This window comes from Pseudoduganella sp. GW821-FHT12E03 (genome assembly GCF_058807115.1).
Genome location: NZ_JBXAQJ010000003.1, coordinates 227,315 through 247,159, shown reverse-complemented (window position 1 = coordinate 247,159; position 19,845 = coordinate 227,315). Strand labels below are relative to the sequence as shown.

15 protein-coding genes are annotated in these 19,845 nt (G+C 62.7%); 7 read left to right on the top strand and 8 right to left on the bottom strand.

Going from position 1 to position 19,845, the window contains the following annotated elements:
• Nucleotides 1–2 precede the first annotated feature (2 nt).
• From AC1RRC_RS08905 to AC1RRC_RS08875, 7 genes are all read left to right on the top strand, one after another.
• Nucleotides 3–884, top strand: coding sequence for a hypothetical protein (locus tag AC1RRC_RS08905; protein WP_493054929.1), 882 nt, complete (start codon nt 3–5; stop codon nt 882–884).
• A complete protein-coding gene (locus AC1RRC_RS08900) occupies nt 884–5,089 on the top strand; it encodes a beta strand repeat-containing protein (protein WP_493054928.1) in 4,206 nt (1,401 codons plus the stop codon). Before AC1RRC_RS08905 ends, AC1RRC_RS08900 begins: the two co-directional genes overlap by 1 nt.
• Before the next feature lie 101 nt (nt 5,090–5,190).
• Nucleotides 5,191–5,643 (top strand): hypothetical protein, encoded by a 453-nt coding sequence (locus AC1RRC_RS08895; protein WP_493054927.1) that lies wholly within the window; start codon nt 5,191–5,193, stop codon nt 5,641–5,643.
• Nucleotides 5,644–5,654: 11 nt separating this feature from the next.
• The gene (locus tag AC1RRC_RS08890) at nt 5,655–7,124 is read left to right on the top strand and encodes a hypothetical protein (RefSeq protein ID WP_493054926.1); all 1,470 of its coding nucleotides are present in this window, start codon (nt 5,655–5,657) and stop codon (nt 7,122–7,124) included.
• Nucleotides 7,121–10,267 (top strand): tail fiber domain-containing protein, encoded by a 3,147-nt coding sequence (locus tag AC1RRC_RS08885; protein ID WP_493054925.1) that lies wholly within the window; start codon nt 7,121–7,123, stop codon nt 10,265–10,267. Before AC1RRC_RS08890 ends, AC1RRC_RS08885 begins: the two co-directional genes overlap by 4 nt.
• A 65-nt stretch (nt 10,268–10,332) precedes the next feature.
• The gene (locus AC1RRC_RS08880) at nt 10,333–10,839 is read left to right on the top strand and encodes a MarR family winged helix-turn-helix transcriptional regulator (protein ID WP_493054924.1); all 507 of its coding nucleotides are present in this window, start codon (nt 10,333–10,335) and stop codon (nt 10,837–10,839) included.
• Between the two features lie 17 nt (nt 10,840–10,856).
• A complete protein-coding gene (locus AC1RRC_RS08875) occupies nt 10,857–11,249 on the top strand; it encodes a DUF1398 domain-containing protein (protein WP_493054923.1) in 393 nt (130 codons plus the stop codon).
• Nucleotides 11,250–11,261: 12 nt separating this feature from the next.
• On the opposite strand, the gene AC1RRC_RS08870 is transcribed toward AC1RRC_RS08875, so the two are convergent.
• From AC1RRC_RS08870 to AC1RRC_RS08835, 8 genes are all read right to left on the bottom strand, one after another.
• On the bottom strand, nt 11,262–11,513 hold the full coding sequence (locus tag AC1RRC_RS08870) for a hypothetical protein (protein WP_493054922.1): 252 nt from the start codon (nt 11,511–11,513) through the stop codon (nt 11,262–11,264).
• 133 nt (nt 11,514–11,646) lie between these two features.
• The gene (locus AC1RRC_RS08865; RefSeq protein WP_493054921.1) at nt 11,647–11,934 is read right to left on the bottom strand and encodes a hypothetical protein; all 288 of its coding nucleotides are present in this window, start codon (nt 11,932–11,934) and stop codon (nt 11,647–11,649) included.
• A gap of 118 nt (nt 11,935–12,052) precedes the next feature.
• Entirely contained in the window at nt 12,053–12,217 is a 165-nt protein-coding gene (locus AC1RRC_RS08860; protein ID WP_493054920.1) for a hypothetical protein, read from the bottom strand.
• Nucleotides 12,218–12,690: 473 nt separating this feature from the next.
• The gene (locus AC1RRC_RS08855; RefSeq protein WP_493054919.1) at nt 12,691–14,160 is read right to left on the bottom strand and encodes a CHASE3 domain-containing protein; all 1,470 of its coding nucleotides are present in this window, start codon (nt 14,158–14,160) and stop codon (nt 12,691–12,693) included.
• On the bottom strand, nt 14,160–14,534 hold the full coding sequence (locus AC1RRC_RS08850) for a response regulator (protein WP_493054918.1): 375 nt from the start codon (nt 14,532–14,534) through the stop codon (nt 14,160–14,162). The genes AC1RRC_RS08855 and AC1RRC_RS08850 overlap by 1 nt, the downstream gene beginning before the upstream one ends.
• Before the next feature lies 1 nt (nt 14,535).
• The gene (locus AC1RRC_RS08845) at nt 14,536–16,695 is read right to left on the bottom strand and encodes a response regulator (RefSeq protein WP_493054917.1); all 2,160 of its coding nucleotides are present in this window, start codon (nt 16,693–16,695) and stop codon (nt 14,536–14,538) included.
• Nucleotides 16,692–17,816 (bottom strand): chemotaxis-specific protein-glutamate methyltransferase CheB, encoded by a 1,125-nt coding sequence (cheB, locus tag AC1RRC_RS08840; protein WP_493054916.1) that lies wholly within the window; start codon nt 17,814–17,816, stop codon nt 16,692–16,694. Before cheB ends, AC1RRC_RS08845 begins: the two co-directional genes overlap by 4 nt.
• A complete protein-coding gene (locus AC1RRC_RS08835; RefSeq protein ID WP_493054915.1) occupies nt 17,813–19,843 on the bottom strand; it encodes a response regulator in 2,031 nt (676 codons plus the stop codon). Before AC1RRC_RS08835 ends, cheB begins: the two co-directional genes overlap by 4 nt.
• Between the last annotated feature and the right edge of the window lie 2 nt (nt 19,844–19,845).

The window sequence follows — 19,845 nt, the reverse complement described above, 5'->3', positions numbered from 1 at the left end:
CAATGGCAAATCTCAGAATCGTGTATGACAACGCGGCCGACCGGGCCGTGCTGGCTGCATCGAGCACGGCCGGTTTGCTGGCCGTTGACCGTTTGCAGTCCGATACCAAAGCCAGCGTGTGGCGCGCGGCGTCGCCGTCCGCCACGCTGACGGCGACCTGGGACCGGCCGGAGCAGACCGGTTGCGTGGCGCTGCCGTTCTGCAATTTGACGGCAGGCGCCACCTTGCGGGTGCGCGCGTATGCGGAACCAACCGACGCCGTGCCCCTGTTCGACACCGGGCCGGTGGCGGCGTGCGCCTATTCGTCGCTGGGCATGTGGGACTGGGGCGTGCTGCCGCTGGGCATGAACGCCTATTCCCATGTGCTGGGGGACGATGGCGGCATGCTGCCCGGCGTCAATGCCTATGCCTATGGCGGCGGCGCTTACGGCTGCGTCTGGACGCCACGCCTGTGGGCGCGCAAGGTCGTCATCGACATCGCCGACCCGGACAATCCGGCCGGCTATGTGGAAGCGGCGCGGCTGGTGGCAGGCGGTTATTGGTCGCCGGCGGTGAACGCGGACTATGGCGCCAGCGCCACGCCGCAGGACAGCAGCACGCAAACCCGCACGGACGCGGGCGAGCTGCGCACCGAGCGCGGGCCGCGCAGCAACCGCATTGCGCTCAGCATGGGCAGCCTGGAATCGGCCGACCGCGCCACGCTCTGGCGGCTGATGCGCAGCAATGGCCTGTCGCGTCCCATGTTTTTCAGCCTGTTCCCCGAGTCGGATGACCCGGAGCTGGAACAGGCGCACCAGGTGTACGGCAAGCTGGCGGCCATGGCGGCCGTCACCATCCCTCAATACAGCACTTACGCAGCTCCCTGCGAGATAGAGGAAATCTGATGAGCGACATGTTCTATATCGGGCAAAAAGACTACATCCCGAAACTCAACCAAATGGCTGGCGATGCGCAAGACCTGGCCGCCGCCAGCGCCGCCAGCGCGGCAACAGCCTCGGCCAAAGCCGCCGAGGCGGCCGGCTACGCGGCCAGCGCATCGCAGTATTACAGCAGCATCAAGCAGACCGGCGGCCGCATCCATATCGGCGGCACGGACAACGGCAGCAGCCTGCTGCAGGCCTACGGCGACGCCGTCGTGACGGGCAATGTATCGCTGGGCGGCGCACCTGGCGCGGAAAGCCTGCGCGCGGACAAGGCCACCGGCGCCGTCAACTACAGCGCGTTCAGCGGTGCGGCGGCGGGGCAGACGCCGACCCTGTTTGCACGGGGGGCGGACGCCAACGTTGGCCTGAACCTGCAGCCGAAGGGGCGTGGCAACGTCGGTATCAATTGGGGACAGTCGCCGGCGCGGCTGTCGGTGGCGGCGCAAAATATCGGGGCCACTTCGGTGGTCACGATCGCGTCGGTGAATACGTCGACCGACACCATCACCACCTCGGCGCCGCACAATTTCTCCAATGGCGATTGCGTGTTTTACCGTACTACGCAGAACGGTATCAATGCGGGCGGCACGTCGGCCACCGATCGCTGGTTCTTCGTCAATGCGCCGACGGCCACTACGCTGACCTTGCACAACACGCTGAACGATGCACTGGGCGGTGTCAGCAAGCTCGATATTTCCGCGGCAGGCACCGGTGTTGAAACATTGGCGGGCGCGTCGCTGATGATCAGCGCCGCCAACTCGCAGGGGAACCAGAACAGCATCGACGTGCTGTCGTATCGCCACACTGCCGGCAGCGACTGGACGGGCATCGGCACCCGCATGCAGGCACGCACGGATAATACGTCGCAGGGCTACCTGGAGTTCAATCCTCCTGGTAACAACTACGGCGCGAAGCTGGGCACGGGCAATTCAGGCGTGCTGCAATTTGCAACCGGTGGCGGCACCCAAATGGTGGTGGCAAATATTGGCGCCACGGTCAATTATGCGCGGGTGCGGGGCGGGACCGCAGGCAATGGTGTGATTTATGAAGCGGAGGGGGCTGATGCTGCGATTGCGACGAACATCGGCTCCAAAGGCGCGGAGCACATTAATTTCTACACCAACTCGTACATTGCCGGTACGGGGGCGCGGCAGATGCGCGTGGCCCACACTGCCAATGCCACGAACTGGCTGGATGTCACCGGAGGGGCAGCCGGCAACGCGGTTGGGATTGCAGCCCAGGGGCTATCCGATCCCGACGTGCAGATCAATTACACCACGAAGGGCGGTGGCAGCCATGTATTCCGCACTGGTGGCGGTACGCAATTGTCGATTACGAATGTGCCTGCGGCTGTCAATTCGTGGAATTTGCGCGGGTCGGCTGCCGGAGGCGGACTGATCGCGGAAGCGGTCGGCGGTGATGTGGCAGTGCCGATTGCTTTTTACGCGAAGGGGGCTGGCAACATTGACTTCCATACGGGCGGCGGCGCGGGTGGTGAACGGCAGTTCCTGGTTTCGCATACGGCGGGAGCGGCAACCTACCTGAACGTCACCGGCAACACCACCGGCAATTACCCGCGTCTATCCGGTATCGGCGAACCCCATACGGGTATCGATTTCAGCGCCAACGGCAGCGGCAATTTCTGGTTCCGTTCGAATGGCGGCACAGCGACCCAGTTGTGCATCCAGGGTTCGGCGGCGGCCACCGCAAACTGGGCGCAGGTGGCCGGGGGCGCGGCAAATATTCCACCATCGCTGGCGGCGCGCGGTGAGGCGAATGTGGGCTTGTCGCTGAATGCCAATGGCACGGGCAGTATTTTCCTGACGACGGGCGGAGCCGCGTTTACGTCGCAGGCGCGCATTAACCATACAGCGTCCGCAGTCAACTATCTGACGGTCACAGGTGGTACAGCTGCGACCGGCGGCGTGCTGAGCGTGGACGGTACCGGTAGCGCAAACCTTGATCTGCAATTGAATGCAAAAGGTTCCGGGCAGATCATTATGGGCAGCATTACCAACAACACCCGGAAAGGTATTTATACAGCGGGCTCCGGTGTGGCTGGCGGTGCGGCGAGCCAGGCGCAAATCGGTTACTCCGGCACCGATGGCCTTCAACTGATCGGCCAGGGGACGTCGGCGGACGTCACGGTATTCAATGGTGCGGGATCTGCCGCCATGGTGGTGGATGCGAATGCGCGTGTAGGAATCCCGCGTGGACTGGTGATCACCGGCGCGGCCACACTGGGGCCATCGCAGAACGGCACGCTTTCGTATGAATACCCTTATTACCGGTTCTATCTCGGGGACGGTACCGGCTACGGGTGGCGGTTCGCGCGCCGGGTGGGTTCCGTCACGACGGATTTGTTTAACTTTGGCGATAACGGAGATCTGTCGATCAACCGGGATTTGTCGGTAGGGCGAAATACATCCGTTACCGGGTGGCTCACCACGTCCGACAATATCACCTGTAACGGCCTTGCCGTTACGTCAAAAAGAACTTTCCTGGCAGGTAATGCAACTGCCGGGCAGGGCGGGCAATTTACTTCGGTCGATGATTCGGGGGTGACGCGCTGGACGACAGGGATTTCAGGCGCCGCCGCCGCCAAGGACTTCTTCTTGTACGACGCAGTGAATAATCGCAGCGTCATCGTGGCAAAGTACGACACTGGCACTGTTTCATTCGGGGCAACTGCCGGCGCCGCAGGCGAACAGTTCCGCATTACGCGCTCCGGCGATACTGCGGTGAACTTCTTCAACGTCACTGGCGCAGCGGCGGGTAGTTCGCCGACCTTGAACGTCAGCGGCGCAAGCACTGACATTGATTTCATCATTGCAGCAAAAGGTGCTGGTGCGGTGCAATCGTCGAGCAAGGCGCGTTTTGTCAGTGGCGCCGGCGTGGCCGGGGGCGCGGCAAACCAGGCACAGGTTGGCTACTTTGCAGCGGATGGCTTGCAATTGATCGGTAATGGCTCAGTGAATGACGTGGTCATTTTTGAGAAAGGCGGCAGCCAGCGCATTACCGTCAACACGGCTGGCGTGGGTATCCAATCTCCGCTGACTGTGAACGGGGATGTCTCGGTTAATAGTAATGTGGTGTCGACCAAGTACTATTTCCTTGCTGGCAGCTCTGGTGTCGGCGGAGGCCAATTCCGCTCTGTGGATGATTCTGGTGTCCAGCGGTGGGTCGCGGGTATCGGCGGTTCTGTTGGCGCACGCGATTATTACGTGTACGACCTGGTGAATAGCCGGACGGCCATGACAATTTCTGCCGCGTCCGGTCTTGCCACCTTCCACAACGGCCTGACCGTGGCCGGTAACGCGACTACCGGTACCGGCACCGGACAAATCATCCATCAGGTCAACGGCGGTAATTCCGGAAATGGCGGCGGTTCATCCCTGCTGACTTACACGACTGGCGTCCCCCGTGCCGGGATCGGGAACTGGTCCGGCATCTTTGGCGCCGGAAGCGCCTATGACGCTACACCAACCCTGTATTTCAATGGTGGGCTGGCGATCACTGATGGCGGTACGATGCGCGGCAAAGTATTCACCAGCGGCCGCTGGTATATCGGTGGTACGCCGGTTGACGATGGCGCCAGCGCCTTGAAGGTGGATGGATCTTTGACGACGACAGGCGGGGTAACGATCACCGGCGGTGCGTTGATGCTGACGCAGAGTAACGCTGGGATTGAACTGGGCAGTGCAGTTGCCGCCAACACGCCGTTCATCGACTTCCGTTCCAGCGGATCGACACTGGATTATGACGCCAGGATTATTGCGGGCGGCGGCAGTAGTACAACGGGCCAGGGCACGTTGACCTTGACGGCAAAAGCAACGGTGATTACTGGCGAGTTGACTTCGACGGAGTTGATCCGTTGCCGCTCCAAGGTGGTGAGCGCCGCCAATGGATTGACGTCCTGGACGGTGGCACATCAGCGCATCTATCTGACGGGCAGCGCCGGCGCGAGCCTGGCTCTGACTTTCCCGGCCGCATCGGCTGCCATCGATGGCCAGATGCACACCATCATGTCGTCCACTGCGCGCACCGGTGTGACCTGGTCCAGCACCGGCGCCTCCTTTGTGGGCGCACCGGGCACGCTGGCGGCCAACACGCCTGTCACCTTGCAGTACGACCATCCAAGCGCGGCCTGGTACCTCACGCAATAACCGGCATCGCACCCGGTATCCCGTTTAAACGCACTGCATGACGAATCCGCTGGCCAGTGGATTCGTCGTCCATTTTCTACATTCACATCAGGAGAAACTCCATGGCATACGCCAAAATCATTGAATCGAGCACCGGCGCCAACGCCACCTACCACCGTATCGCCGCGCTGGCGCTGGACTGGAGCAACCGCGCGCTGCGCGCCACCATCGCCTCGTTCCTGACCAGGGAAGCGCGCGACGCCAACAAGAACGCGCTGGACAACACGGACCTGACGTTCGCGGGCGGCGAATTCCCGTTCGAGCACGCCTTGCCGCCCATGCGCCAGTTGCTGGGCCTGGGCGATAACCAGGCACTGCTGGGCGCCTACCTGCAATTTGACGGCCCGCATGCGCATTGCCGTGCGATGGTGCAGCACACCGTGGCAGGCAATCCTGTCAACGCCGAGTTGCAGTTCCAGTTGCGCAAGGAGGACTTGCCGCTGGATTTCCTCGCCGAGGTGTATGCACTGCTGACTGGCAAGGCTGCCGTGTTCGCGGACGCTGAAACAGCCTGAAGGTGAGCATCATGGCAGATAACGAATTCCAGTCATGGCTGGCCAGCGCGTCGGCATTGCGGCTGATCTTGCTCGAAGTCGGCGTGGTGGTTGATGGTGAGGCGACGACTCGTTACCTGTCGAGCCGGCCGTACGTGACAGGGCCGGGCGACAGTCCGGCCAATCTCGCCTACGAGCCGATACTGGCTGGGCCGCCATCGTTTTCCGAACAGATGTCGCTCGATGGCGAAACCAGCCTGTCCTATGGTGACGTCGCGCTGGAAAACCACGAAGGACAGCGCGACAGCTGGCTGAACGATTTGTGGGTCAACCAGCCGGTGAAAGCCTGGCTGGGGGATGCCCGCTGGACGCGCGGCCAATTCCGGCTGCTGTTTGATGGCGTGGTCGCCGATATCGACAGCCGCGACCGCACCACCCTGAACCTGAAATTGCGCGACAAGATGCAGCGGCTCAATACGCCCATCACGGAACGCAAGCTGGGGGGCAATGGCGTCAACAAGGATGCCTTGCTGCCGCTGGCGTTTGGCGAAGTGCACAACGTGACGCCGCTGCTGGCCGATGCCGTCACGTTGGAATACCAGGTGCACGATGGCGCGATCGAAGGCGTGATCGAAGTGCGCGACAACGGCAAACCCGTCACCGTCACGGCGACACCCGTCAACGGGAAATTCCGTCTGTTGGCGCAGCCGGCCGGCGCCATTACGGCCAGCGTGCAGGGCGAGAAGGCCGGCAGCTACCGCAACACGGTCGGCCAACTGATCCGGCGCATCGTCACGAACTACGGCAAGGAGGAGGACCGTTTCACGGAAAGCGATCTCGATACGGCGTCGTTTGAGGCGTTCGAGGCGGCGCACCCGCAGCCGGTGGGCTGGTATGTGGCCGAGCGTGACAACGTGCTGGAAGTGTGCCGCCAGCTGGCGGCCAGTGTCGGCGCCTGCCTGGCGATGACGCGGGCGGGCAAATTGCGCCTGGTGAAGCTGGCGCTGCCTGCCGGCGGGACGCCGTTTTCCATCACGGAGAGCCACATTCGGCAAGGCTCGCTGCGGCTGGCCGGGCGTCCCGGCGTGGCGGCGGCAGTCAAGGTGGGTTTTTGCCGCAACTGGACGGTGCAACCCGGTTTGCAGACCTCGATTCCCGCAGGACACCGGGACTTGTTTGCCTCGGAATGGCTGACGGAAACCGTGAGCGATGCCGCTGTCCAGCAAGCGTACCGCCTGCACGGGGAGCCCGCGCAGCGCGATACGTGCCTGTTGCGGCGCACCGATGCGCAGGTCGAAGCCCTGCGTGAACTGGCGCTGCGCAAAGTGCAGCGTTCGGTGTTTGAGTTCGACGGCTATGCCGAGCTGCTGCAGCTGGAACTGGGGCAGGCGGTGACCTTGCGGCACCGCCGTTATGGCCTGGACGGGGGCGTACCGGGTGTGGTGGTGTCGCTGGCGCCCGAGTGGGATGGCGGCACCGTTAAAGTGGGAGTGATGGTATGAGTATAGTGGTCAATGAACGCGATGTGCTGTTGCAGGCCGCACAGGTGCGCGATACGGATCCGCGCGCCGGCAAGGCAATCCTGTTGAGTGCGGATGCGCCGCTGTTCCGGGTGGACGTGGCAGGCGGCGGACTGCCAGCCACGATCAGCCTGCGCGCGCAACTGGTGAACATCAAGGGCACGGTGCAATGGACGGTGGTGGGTGTCCAGGGTGGGTTGGACGTGGCGCCCGACTCCCTGCTGGCGACGCTGAGCTATGCGCAAGTGCTGGCCGATACGGTGGAAATCACGGCCAGCGTGACGGAGAACGGCCAGCACTACAGCGCCGTGCAACGGATCCAGCGCATCAAGGAAGGTGTGCAGGGACAGAGTACGGCACAGCTGTATGCGTACAAGCGCGCCGCCACGGCGCCGTCGGACAAACCGGGCGACGTCACCTACGACTTTGCCGCGAAGCGGATCACGCAGCCTGCCACGGACGCGCTGGCCAATGGCTGGACCAAGACCATTCCGGCGGGGACCGATCCGCTGTATGTGTCGGTGGCCAGCGCGTCCGGATTCCTGGCGGCCGACAATGTGGCAGCCGCTGAATGGTCGGGGGCCGTGCTGCTGGCGCAGAATGGTGCGAAGGGGTTGAACACGGCGACCGTGTTTATTTACCAGCGCACGGCGTCGGCCACGCCGCCCGCGCTGCCTGGCGCGCCTGTCACGTACACATTCACAGACGGTGCGCTGGCTGGCCTGAACAATGGCTGGTCGCGCACGATTCCGTCATCGGGTGGCGCCTTCCTGCATATCAGCCAGGCCACGGCGGCCAGCACGGAAGCGACCGATACCATCCCCGCCGGCGAATGGTCGGCGTCGCTGCTGGCGACGGATGGCGCCAGTGGCCAGTCCCAGGCCATGGTGTATGCCTACAAGCGCGCCGCTGCGGCGCCGTCCGATAGTCCGGGAGCGGTGACCTTCACCTTTGCGTCCGGCACCATCACGGCGCCAGCCGGCAATGCGCTGGCCAATGGCTGGAGCAAGACCATTCCTGCGGGGACTGATCCGCTGTATGTGGCGGCGGCTTCGGCGGTGGGGAGTGGGGTGACGGATAGTATTGGCGCGGGTGAGTGGGCCACGCCGGTATTGTTTTCCCAGAATGGCTTGAACGGGGCCACGGTCTATATCTATCAGCGCACCACGGCCATTGGCGCGCCGCCATTGCCGACCCTGGCAGCGACATATACGTTTGACGGTGGTGCGCTGGCAGGGCTGAACAATGGATGGAGCACCCGTGTGCCGGACGACATCGGCGGGGATTATCTGTATGTCGCCACGGCGACAGCTGCCAGCGCGAGCGCGAGCGATACTATCGAGCCAGTCGAGTGGGCGGCCCCGCAGTTAATGGCGAAAAACGGCAGCAATGCGAAAGTGATTTCGCTGGGCGCCACGTCGCAGATTTTCCAGGTTTCCAAGACTGGCGCTGCATCGCCTTCGTCGGTGACCGTGTCGGCACGCGCACAAAACTTGACAGGCTCGCCGGTCTGGACCGTCGTGGCGGGGACCGCCACGTTATCGGCCGGCGCAAACCCGTTCGAGAAGGTGATCCACTACATGGACCTGGCCACGGATTACGCCACCATCCAGGTCAGTTGCGATGGGCAGACGGACAAGATGACGGTGGCCAAGGTGCGGGAGGGCATGGATGCCGTTGTCGCAGTCCTCAGCAATGAGGCGCATACATTGCCATGTGATGTGTACGGCAATGTGTTGTCAACCGTGGGGGCTTCGACCACGATGACGTTGTACTCCGGTACTGCGAACGTGACCGGCTGGTACACGTTTTCATATGGCCCGGCTTCCTCCGGCAGCAGTGTTGTCTATAGTGCTTCCGCGAATGCGTTGACGATTCATGGCATGGCGGCCTACGTCGACAGCGGATACGTGGATATCACCGCGTCCCGGGCGGGGTATCCGGATGTGGTAAAGCGGTTTACCTTGTCCAAGTCCAAGACCGGGGCGCAGGGCAATCCAGGCGATCCGGGGCAGGATGGTGACAAAGGGGATAAGGGCGACAAAGGAGACAAGGGAGATAAGGGAGACAAGGGAGATAAGGGGGGGCCCGGAAACCCGGGGCCGCGCGGATCGGTGAGGCTCGTTGGCAGCGGTTACTCGGCATGGACCGACAACGATGCCTTGGCAGTATTAAGCAATAAAGGGTATTACTTTGCTGTCAATGGTGACATTGTTACCCTTACCAATGGTTCTACCTTCAGCATGACTAAGTTCTACAGTTTTAATGTCTGGTATGAGTTGACTGAGTATATCGATGGAAATTTGCTGGTCTCAGGCACTGTCTCTGCAAGCAAGGTGAATGGTGGCGAGTTAAACGGCGTTGAAATCAATATTGGCAGTGGAAATTTTTGGGTACGGAACATTGCTGGCAGCATACATACGTCAGCTGCGTTCCTGGGAGGTTGTCGTGCTTCTTATGATAACTTGGCATCGCCAATCGCGCCGGCACTGTCTGGCAAAAGTCACAACGCGTCGTATGCGGGTGTTCAAGCGGAAGGGATTGTAGCCATCAGGATGGCAGGGCGCCTTGAGACGAATGCAATGAGCGGCAATTCAGGGCAGGCGATCTTTAATGGCATTGCTCCCAAAGCTGACAATGCCTACAACTGTGGCGAGGGGAACTATCGTTGGGCAACGATATATGCCATGACCGGCACCATCCAAACTTCGGATGAACGGGACAAGCAAGATATCGAAAACCTGAGTGAGGGTCTGGATTTCATCAGGACTCTGCGCCCGGTCCAATACCGCTGGAAAGTGAGCCAGAATGAAGTCGTTGACGACGAGGACTTTGTTGGGCCAAGTGACGGGTTGTTCTGTCCAACCAAGGTTGTTCCTAAACTTGGCACTCGTTTGCATTATGGATTTCTGGCACAGGAAGTGCAGCAGGCGCTTGGCCCCAAGAATGTTGGCTTGCACATTCTGGTGGACAAGAATGATCCGGCATCGAGGCAAGGTCTGCGCTACGACGAGTTGCTTGCTCCCATCGTGAAAGCCATCCAGCAACTGTCCGCCACTGTTGATGAGCAGGCTGTCTTGATTTCCAAGTTGCAGCACCAGCTATCTAGCCTTACCTCCCAGTAATTTTGCCTCATGTCCATGCGTCGAATAAAGACGCATGGGCAATTTTTTTCTTGCATTTAGTTTCTGTGGAAACTAAAATTCACGCTATTCCTATCAACCCCATTTCTATGCCAGCTTCTCCGCATCCGATTAGCGGTCTCGATTCCCACCTGGGCTTTTGGCTGCGCTACGTCTCCAACCACGTCTCCGGCCAATTCCAGCGCAAAGTGGAAGAGGCCGGCGTCTCGGTATCTGAATGGGTCGCGCTGCGCCAGCTGTATGGAGCTGGGGAGTCCACGCCGGGGGACTTGATCGACGCGCTGGGCATGACCAAGGGCGCCGTGTCGAAAATTGTTGCTCGTCTGGAAGACAAAGGGCTGGTAAACCGGACTGCCAGCCTGGCGGACCGGCGTGCGCAATTTCTCGCCTTGACAGAGGCCGGGCTGGCGCTGGTACCGGAGTTGGCGCGGATTGCGGACGACAACGATGCACAATTCTTCGGCCATTTGCCGGAATCAAGCCGAATGGCGCTGATGCAGGCCATGCAAGACCTGGTCCGCGTCCATCAATTGAAACATGTGCCGGTGGAGTAACCGGCGGGGAAACTACGATGAGCAATGCAATTGACGTGATTGAAACCTGTGCCCGGGCATCCCATGCGGGAACCATCCATTTCGGGCAAGTCGTGGCGGCGCTGGCTGAAGCAGGCGTGCCAGCCTACCATGCCGATTTCCGGGCCCGCAGCACCACTTACTATTTACCGGACGACAACGCCCATGCGCTTGCCTTGCCCGTACCAGAGACGCCGATCGGGAACGCGTTCGACGCGGCCGCGATCAAGGCTGCCATCGTGGGTTCACAGCGGGGTGAAATCCAGTATCCGCAATTTATGCGATTGGCCATGGCGGCCGGTTGCGTTGGCTATACGGTCTGGATTGCCGGACGCCACGTCAGCTATTTTGGACGCCGGGGTGAAGTGCACATCGAGCACTTCCCGTCCTGAGCCTATTTGAGCCTATTGCTGATTGCCCGGTTGCTTGCCAAGGCCTTTTTCCAGATCTTCTGCTTTATGGTCTTTTTGAAAGCTGCCGGAACGCTCGGTTTCCGTGACGCCGCCGGATAATAAATCGTCGGTGCGGGTATCGGATTGGCGATTGCCGGTCGGATAGGGATTGCCGGTTTTAGCGCCGACGCCGGCCAGGCTGGCGTGGCCGGAATGGGTGGCTTGCTCGAATTTACGGCCACGCGGGTTATTCTCGACAGTCATGATGGGTCTCCTTTATTGACGCCGGTCCATCATGATAGGGCGGGTAGCAATTATCTGTCGCACACCACGTACAAATGCCTTGGAAGAAATAGTTTTTCTTCCAAGGCAGAATTCACTGACTCGCTGATTTCTATCAGGAACGTTTATCCGATTTATCTTGCTGGGAAGAATAGTCGCGCTGAACATTACTGCTTCGCTCGGTATCACTCATGCCACCGGATTGGCTGCCGGAACCTCGCCCGGATTGTTGATTGCCAGTTTGGGTGGTGTGGGGATTAATCCGGCTGTCTTGCTGCTTATCTTGCTGTTTATTCTGTTGCTGGTTTTGCGACTGCTGGTTTTGTGATGGCTGGTTCTGCTGGTTCTGCGACTTCTGCACCTGAGGATGTTGCTTCTGGTCCTGCGACTTATCGATAGCCATGATAGGTCTCCTTGATGGTGGGTGGAGTTCGATCTTATTCTTCCTTGAAATGATGTGGCGCACCTTTGGTAATTGGAAACAGTGCACTCATGCATTAGCCTGGGTGCACTGTTTTGCATCACCGCTTGCTTTGTTTCTTTGCAGTACCTTTATCAGTGCCGGTTTTCGATTGGCTGACTGTCGATTTACTGGCCTTGTCTTTTTTCGTGGTTTTCTTGGTGTCACTGTCCACTTCATTGGCCGACTGCCGGTTTTGGCTGCCGGTGGATTTGGATTGAGCCATGATTAACTCCTTTGACGGATTTGCGGGAGGCGGAATGCCTGCCCGCCGAAGGAAATATACGGGAATGGGTTTCGGGCTAGCGCACGGATCGAATGACGTTAATCGCGTGGTTTTTATGGCGGATTCCGCTCCGAGCCACGGCAGCGTAGCGGTTAATGCCGGAAAGTAGCGTGATCACGCCAGATATTGGCTTAAAAAGGGCAATTTATGCCCTTTGCAGCCACAAGATGCCCTGGTCCAGCCTCCCATGGGTATGGTTGGATGCAAGGTTGCCGGTGAGTGCGTTTAACGATTGGTGTTGGTGATTTCGAGCTGAACCATGAGTAATTCATGGGGCGCGCAACTATATATGGTGGAAATCTCTGAGGGCGGTGAATTTGAACAGGATGCCGGCTAATTATTTACCGCCAATAACGCGCGAGATCGGCAGTGCATTGAATGGCAATTAGAAATAATCCAATTGCCGGTCATCTCTATACCGCTTGCGGATGCACCAGCCTGCGCAAATCCGTCGATAATCCCGCTAATTGTGATGCCGTTTGTAAAGTTTGCGCTGAACTGGCTTCGGTTTCCTGCGTGGCTTGCGCCACATCCGTTACGGCAATACGCACTTGTTCAGCCGCGGTGGCTTGCTGTTTTGTCGATAATTCAATTTCCCGTACCGCTTCGGTGGTGGTGGCAACCAGCGCGGCTATCTGGCGGAATGCTTCGGCCACTTCGGCAAATTGACGCGCGCCCTGGTCGACTGTTTTAGCGCTGCTTTCAGTCGCCATGACCGTGGTATTCACGGCACCGCGCACGTCTTCAATTTGCGTGCGTATTCCTTTGGTGGAAGCAGCCACGCGGTCGGCGAGTTTGCGGATTTCTTCGGCCACCACGGCAAAGCGCCGCCCGGCCTCGCCGGCGCCGGATGCTTCAATCGTCGCGTTAATCGCCAGGATATTAGTTTGCTCCGCCAATTCCGATACGATATCCAATACCGCGCCAATTTCCTGCGATTTACGGCCTAGGTCCAGCATATGGCTGACCACCAGGTCGGTTTGGCGCCGGATACCGCTAATTGATTCCTGTCCCTTTTCTACCGTGCCACTGCCATTGCGAGCCGCGCCGGCAGTTTGTTCGGCAATTTGCGCCACGCGTTGCGCGCTTTCGGCTATTTGGCGCGACGTCACGCCCAATTCACTGATGGTGGTGCTGATTTCACTCATGGCGCCGGCTTGTTCTTTTGAACCGGTGGCTTGCTGGGTGGCGGCCGCCTGCAATTCCGCCGACGAACTCTGCACGTGGCTGACCGCCTGGCCGAGGCGGTCCGTCAGCGAACGGGTAATGGTGTAGCCGGCGCCGATGACAAACAACAGGCAAAACACCGTGCCCCAGACGATGGTCAATTTCGCATTGGTGGACGTGGATTCCGCTTCCTGGCTGCGCTTGGTGAGCAAGTCGCGCTCCTCGCGCGCCATGGCATTAGTGACCTGGCGCAAGTCGTCCATGGCTTTTTTGCCATCGCCGCTGGTCACGATGCGCAACGCTTCGTCGGCGCGGCCGGCGCGGCGGACATCGATGGTTTTTTTCAATTCCGCGAATTTGGCCGTCACCAGCGCTTCGGCCTGCGTAATGCGCTGCTGCTGGGCAGGGTTGTCCTGCGTCAAGGTGCGCAACTCGTTGACCAGCGTTGGCGCACTGCGCAGCGCCTGTTCATAGGGCTCCAGGTAGGCCGGGTCGCCCGTCAGCAGGAAGCCGCGCTGCCCGGTTTCCGCATCTTTCATCTGGCTGACCAGGTTGCTGACCTGTTCCAGCACTTTATGGGTATGGGTGACCGAACCGGCGGTGGCGATCAGCATGTAGATGCTCCAGTACGCCACCAGCCCGATGGCCAGTAAAAAGGTGGAGGAAACCGCGAAACCGACCGCCAGCTTCCGGCCAAAGGTCCAGTTGTTATTCATCAGCTTTGCTCCCGGGTTGTCAGTGCGGTAACTTGTTGCAGGAATGTTACGTAATCGATTGGTTTTTCGATATAAGCGTTGAAGCCGGACGCCAGCAGTTTTTCACGGTCGCCCTTCATCGCATAGGCGGTCAGCGCCACCACCGGGATGTTGCGCGTGCGGGGATCGGCGCGCAGCACGCCCAGCGCCGCGACGCCATCCATGCCGGGCAGCTGGATATCCATCAGGATCAGATCCGGCAGGTGTTCGCGCGCCAGTTCGATACCGGTTTGCGCGCGTTCGGCGCCCAGCAGGGTGTGCCCGTCGCTTTCCAGCACAATGCTGAACAATTGCATGTTGGCGGGCGAATCTTCCACGATCAGTATGCGAGCCATATCAATTCCCTGTTTGCAGCATTGGCAGCCAGACATAAAACGCGCTGCCCTGTCCGGTGGCGCTGGCCACGCCCACGGTGCCGCCGTGCATTTGCGCCAGGCGCGCTACCAGCGCCAGGCCCAGGCCGCTGCCTTCGTGCATGCGCGACGTCGAGCTGTCGAGCTGGCGGAAGTTTTCGAACAGGTGCGCCAGGTCGGCCGCTGCGATCCCGTCGCCATGGTCGCGCACTTGGATTTCCAGGAATTCCCCATGCTCCACGCTAACGGTCGCCGGCGGCAACGGCAGCAGGCGGCTGCGCCAGGCCCCGTCCGCGCGGCAGGCAATGCTTGAGCGCGCCACGCGGCGGGCCGACAGCACCACCTGGCCGCCGTCCCGGCTGAACTTGACCGCGTTTGACAACAGGTTGTAGGCGATCTGGCGCAACTTGCGCAAGTCGGCCAACAGCGCGGGCAATTCCGCGCAACGCTGGTATTCCAGCGCAATGCCGCGCCGGCGGGCCGCGTCCTGTACGATCGACAGCGACCGTTCCAGTTCGGCGTCCACCGCCACCTGTTCCAGGTCCAGCGTCATCTTGCCCGCTTCCACCTTGGACAAGTCGAGGATATCGTTGATCAGCTCCAGCAGGTGGCGGCCGCTGGTCAGCACGTGGCCGACGCAGGTGCGCTGTTTTTCAGTGAGCGGCCCGACCACGCCGCCCGCCAGCAAGTCGGAAAAACCAATGATGGCGTTGAGCGGCGTGCGCAATTCGTGCGACATGGTGGACAGGAATTCGGATTTCAGCCGGTTGGCTTCTTCCAGTTCGCGGTTTTTTTCATCGACTTCGGCTTGCCGCTCGCGCAATTCCAGCACGGCCCCTTCCAGGTCGCGGTTTTTTTGCTCCAGCATGGTCAACAGTTCGGCGCGGCTTTGCGCCAGCGCGGTGGCGGCGCGCATTTCGGCCGCCTCCATTTCCTTGGCCGCCAGTTCCGCGCGGATGCGGCGGCTCTCGTCCTCGAACTGCTTGCGCCGCAATTGCGCCCGCACGCGGGCTTTGAGCACGTCGAAATCGCCCGACTTGAGCACATAGTCATCGGCGCCGGTGGACAGGCCTTCGATCATCGCGTTGTGGTCTTCGGTCGCCGTCAGCATGATCAGCGGGATGTCGCGCGTCGCCACGTTACCTTTCAGGTGGCGGCAGGTTTCCGTGCCGGACATGCCGGGCATCAGCCGGTCCAGCAAGATGCAGTCGACTGCCTGCACCGCCGTGACGGCCAGCGCCTGTTCGCCCGACTCGGCCAGGATCACGTCATAGCCTTCGCCGCCCAGCACGTCGGCCAGCTGATGCAGATACGTGCGGCTGTCGTCCACCGCCAGGATGCGGCGCGCGCCCTGCAGGCTGGCGCCGGACGTTGCGGGGCGGTTGGCGTCCAGCTTGCGCAGCACGGCCGACAGGCGGGCCAGGATCAGGTCCACGTCCTGTTCCTTGCGCACGAAGGCGTCGGCGCCGGAATCGAGCGCGCCCAGCTCGGCGCTGGCGTCCACCGAGCCGGTCAGCAGGATGCAGGGCGTGTCGCGCAGCGCCGCATCGAGGCGCAGCTTGCGCACCACGGCCGCGCCATCCATGCCGGGCAGCACGCCGTCGACCACCACCGCGGCGGGGCGCTGCAAAGACATCATGCGCAAGCCTTCCTCTCCGCTGTGCGCCGATTGCACGTGATAACCGGCGGCGCGCAGCATCTCGGCCAGCTGTTCGCGGAAGGTGATGCTGTCGTCGATCAGCAGCACCGGCGCCGGGCTGTCCGGTTGCTGGCCGCCGCCGGCCAGCAACTGGGCGGCGCGCGTCACCAGCGCGTCGCGCTCATAGGGCTTGCCGACGAAGTCGTTGGAGCCGGTGTGCATGGCGCGGATGCGGTGGCCGACCTGGGCTTCGGTGGACAGCATCAGCACCGGCAGGCCGGCGCCGGCCGGCGTGGCGCGCACTTCCTGCAGGAAGTCGACGCCGTCGCCGTCGGGCAGCAGCACGTCCAGGATCAGCAGGCCGGGTGTCTGCCGCGCCATGGCGGCGCGCGCTTCGGCCAAGGTGGCGCACGCCACGGTCGGCATCTGGCGCGCGGCAAACGCTTCTTCCAGGTCGGCCCGCACGGTCAGGCTGTCGTCGACGATCAGGATCGGCGGTTTCATGGCGCATCTCCCGAGGGCGCCGATGGCGCTGCCATGGCCGCCAGCGCGGGCCCGATCTCCTGCAATGGCAGGATACGCTGCGCCGCGCCCAGCATGGCCGCCTCGCGCGGCATGCCATACACCACCGACGTGGCTTCATCCTGCGCCATGGTGACGGCGCCGGCGCGGTGCAGGGCCAGCATGCCGCGCGCGCCATCCTGGCCCATGCCGGTCAGCAGCACCGCCGCCACAGCGGCGCCGCATTCGCGCGCCAGCGATTCAAACAGCACGTCGACCGCCGGCCGGCATGAATGCAGTTCCGGTCCGTTGTCGCACACCAGGCGGCTGCCGCGCAGCAGCATATGGCGGCCGGGACCAGCCATCACCACGCCGCGTTCCGGCAAGCGTTCGCCATCGCCGACCAGCCGCACCGGCAGCGCGATCTGGCCATCGAGCCAGTCGGCGAACGAGGAGCCGAACGGGTCGGCGATATGGATCACCACCAGCAGCGGCAGGGGGAAATCCGCCGGCAGCGCGCCCAGCACGTCGACCAGGGCGCGCGGGCCGCCGGTGGAGGCGCCAATGGCGACCAGTTGCAGCGGGGCGCCGCCACGGCGGGCTGCCGCGCCGGCAGGCGGCGGGGAGTAGGGCGCCGCTGGTGCGGGCGGGAGGGCGGGAGCAGTTACCGCGGCGGGTGCGGGCGCAAACGGTTTCCTGCCGCGCAAATGCGTAATCACTTTCACGCGCGCCACCAGCCGCAATTGCGCCAGGTAAGCCTGTTCCCAGCCTTCCTGCTGCGGTTTTGGCTTTTCGATCACGTCCACCGCGCCCGCCGACAGCGCCTCATAGGTGCGGAACAATTCACCGCGGTTGACCGACGAGGACACCACCAGGATCGGGGTGGGGCAGTACGCCATGATGTATTCGGTGGCGGCCAGCCCGCTCATGACCGGCATCATCATGTCCATGGAGATCACGTCGGGGCGCAATTCCTGGCACATTTCAATCGCTTGCTTGCCGTCCTGCGCCAGGCCCACCACCTCGAAGCCGGGCGCGTCGGCCAGCACTTCGCCCAGGAACATGCGCACCGTGAGCGAATCTTCCACCACCAGCACGCGCAAGGGATGGCAGGCATGTGTCATGGCCGCACCAGCTCCCCGATCCGCGCCAGGAACGCGCCCTGGTCGAATTCACTCTTGACGATATAGTCCTGCGCGCCGGCGTCGAATCCGCGCTTCTTGTGCGCCGCCGTGTCCAGCGACGTCACCAGGATGGCCGGCGTGTCGCGCAGCGCCGGATCGGCCCGCACGCGCGCCACGAATTCAAAGCCATCCATGCCCGGCATTTCCACGTCCACCAGGAACAGCGCGTAGGCGGTACTGGCCGCCATTTCCAGCCCTTCCTCGGCCGACGCGGCCAGCGCGACCTGGTAGCCGGCCGATTCCAGGATGCTGCTTTCCAGCATGCGGGTGGTCAGCGAATCGTCCACCACCAGGATCGGTGCGATCGCGGGGGCGCTGTCGCGCCCCGTGCTGCGGCGTGCGGACAGGGCGGCGCCCAGCTGGTCCGGGTCCAGCACGATGCGCGGGTCGCCTTCGTTGTCGAGGTACAGGCCGAGCACGGTGGGATCGGCCGGGGCCAGCATGGGCAGGGCGCGCAACACCACGCTGTCGACGCCGCGCAGGCGGGCGGCGGCCAGCGCCAATAAGCCAGACTGGGTCTGGATCACCACGGCCGTCAGTGCGCGCGGCGTCCAATGGTGCGGCGCGCGCGTGTTCACGCCCAAGGTCAGCGGCAGCAGCGGCAGCAACTGGTTTTCATACACCACGGCTTGCCCCTCCTGCGCCTGCACCACGTCGTTGACCGCCACCCGCATGGTGCCGCGCACGGCGTCGAGTGGCAGCGCCATGGTTTGCCCGTCGGCTTCCAGCAGCAGCACGTCCAGCGCGGCCAGCGTCAGCGGCACGCGCAATTCGAACACGGCGCCGGCCGCGCTGGTGGCGGCCTGCATGGCGCCGCCGATGCGCGCCATGGCGGCGCGCGCCACGTCCATGCCGATGCCGCGTCCGGCCAGTTCCGTCACCTGGCTGCTGGTGCTGATGCCGCCCTGCATCAAGGTGGCCAGCAGGCCGGCGCTGTCTTCCGGGACGCGGGCGCCACGCTGGGCCAGCTTGCGCCGCACCGCGTCGAGGTCGATGCCGCGCCCGTCGTCGCTGCAGCGGAACCAGGCCATATTGCCGCGCCGGCTGGCTTCCAGCACGATGCGGCCCGAGCGCGGCTTGCCGGCGGCGGCCCGCGCATCCGGCGCTTCGATACCATGCGCCACGGCGTTGCGCACCAGTTGCAGCAGCGCGCCCTGCAAGGCATCGAGCACGTCGCCGTCGACCCGCATGGCGCCGCCGCTGGCCGCGAACGCCACTTCCTTGCCGCTGCTGTGCGCCGCATCGCGCGCGCAACGCTCCAGGGTATTGAATATGCCGGCCACCGGCACCAGCCGCAGGCGCTCGGCTGCATCGCGCGTTTGCTGCAATTCCCGTTCGATGCGTTCGAAACCGGCCGCCATGGTCCGTTCCAGCACGGCCAGCCGGGCCGCCAGGGTGGTGGCGCCGCGCGCGGCGTCGTCGCTGGTTTGCAATGCCGACGACTGGGACAGCGCCAGGTCGCGCAGCGTATCGAGCTGGCCGGCGGCGCGGCGCATGGCCGCCAGTTCCGCGCCGATTTCGCCCAGGCCCTCGAGCAGCACGTCCACTTCCACGATATCGGCGCGTGCGATGCGGGGCAGGCCATCCTGCGCCGGCGGCATGGCGGAGGGGGCGGCGGGTTGCGACGGGGCGGACGTTCCTTCGGCGCCGTCCGCCGCCGGCAGGCGCGCCAGGCAGGCGTTGACTTCGTCCATCGCGGCCAGCAGGCGGTCGATGCTGGCGCGGGGCAGCGGCGTGGGATCGGAACGCAGCGGCGCCAGCAAGTCTTCCACGCCATGGATCAGGTCCGCGATTTCCCCCTGGCGCACCACGCGCGCCGCGCCTTTCAGCGTATGGGCCCAGCGCAGCAGGCTGGCAATGTGTTCCGGCGTGCCGGCGCCCTGTTCCAGCGCCAGTACGCCCTTGCCAAGCTGCTCGCTCAGTTCGCGCGCTTCGATGCGGAAGAAACGGTACGGGTCCTTGGCCATGT